This is a genomic window from Pseudonocardia sp. Ae505_Ps2, from assembly GCF_001932425.1.
GTDB lineage: Bacteria > Actinomycetota > Actinomycetes > Mycobacteriales > Pseudonocardiaceae > Pseudonocardia.
The window spans coordinates 3,033,329-3,034,821 of the sequence record NZ_MCIP01000001.1; the positions used below are offsets into that span (position 1 = coordinate 3,033,329).

General features: G+C 57.7%; 1 rRNA gene and 2 other annotated features. The gene reads left to right on the forward strand.

The features are described from left to right. Nucleotides 1-230: a sequence feature (23S ribosomal RNA rRNA prediction is too short), on the forward strand. Between the two features lie 32 nt (nucleotides 231-262). After that, nucleotides 263-1,132: a sequence feature (23S ribosomal RNA rRNA prediction is too short), on the forward strand. Between the two features lie 116 nt (nucleotides 1,133-1,248). After that, nucleotides 1,249-1,365, forward strand: a 5S ribosomal RNA gene (gene rrf, locus Ae505Ps2_RS14550). Nucleotides 1,366-1,493: the final 128 nt, after the last annotated feature.

Genomic DNA, 1,493 nt, shown 5'->3' on the forward strand with positions numbered 1-1,493 from the left:
CCCAAGCGACTGTTTACTAAAAACACAGGTCCGTGCGAAGTCGCAAGACGATGTATACGGACTGACGCCTGCCCGGTGCTGGAACGTTAAGAGGACCTGTTAGTCCCCTTGTGGGGCGAAGCGGAGAATTTAAGCGCCAGTAAACGGCGGTGGTAACTATAACCATCCTAAGGTAGCGAAATTCCTTGTCGGGTAAGTTCCGACCTGCACGAATGGCGTAACGACTTGGGCGCTGTCTCGACCACAGACTCGGCGAAATTGCACTACGAGTAAAGATGCTCGTTACGCGCGGCAGGACGGAAAGACCCCGGGACCTTTACTATAGCTTGGTATTGGTGCTCGGTTCGGCTTGTGTAGGATAGGTGGGAGACTGTGAAGCTATCACGCCAGTGGTGGTGGAGTCGTTGTTGAAATACCACTCTGGTCGAATTGGGTGTCTTAACCTCGGGCCATGATCTGGTTCAGGGACAGTGCCTGGTGGGTAGTTTAACTGGGGCGGTTGCCTCCCAAAGAGTAACGGAGGCGCCCAAAGGTTCCCTCAGCCTGGTTGGCAATCAGGTGTTGAGTGTAAGTGCACAAGGGAGCTTGACTGTGAGACTGACGGGTCGAGCAGGGACGAAAGTCGGGACTAGTGATCCGGCACCACCTTGTGGAAGGGGTGTCGCTCAACGGATAAAAGGTACCCCGGGGATAACAGGCTGATCTTGCCCAAGAGTCCATATCGACGGCATGGTTTGGCACCTCGATGTCGGCTCGTCGCATCCTGGGGCTGGAGTAGGTCCCAAGGGTTGGGCTGTTCGCCCATTAAAGCGGTACGCGAGCTGGGTTTAGAACGTCGTGAGACAGTTCGGTCCCTATCCGCCGCGCGCGTTGGAGACTTGAGGAAGGCTGTCCCTAGTACGAGAGGACCGGGACGGACGAACCTCTGGTGTGCCAGTTGTCCCGCCAGGGGCACGGCTGGTTGGCTATGTTCGGGAGGGATAACCGCTGAAGGCATCTAAGCGGGAAGCCTGTTCCAAGATGAGGTCTCCCACCACCTTTGAGTGGGTAAGGCTCCCAGGAGATGACTGGGTTGATAGGCCGGAGATGGAAGCCCTGTGAGGGGTGGAGTTGACCGGTACTAATAGGCCGAGGGCTTGCCACAACGAGTTGTTCGCATCCACTGTGTGACCCTGAGCCCACAACCCTGTGCGGGTTGTGTGTTCGTAGGTCCCCCCATGTTTGTGTGGGGGTTTGTTGAATAGTGTTGTCGGTGGTCATTGCGGTAGGGGAACGCCCGGTCCCATTCCGAACCCGGTAGCTAAGCCTTCCAGCGCCGATGGTACTGCACTCGCCAGGGTGTGGGAGAGTAGGTCGCCGCCGACATTCAACATGATCAGGAAACGCCCCGGACTTCATTGTCCGGGGCGTTTCCTGTTTTCTGGGTTCTGTTCCGGTCGGCTCTCCGTAGGCTGCCAGGGCACGACAGCGCTGCCCACAGTGCGCCCGGCGGG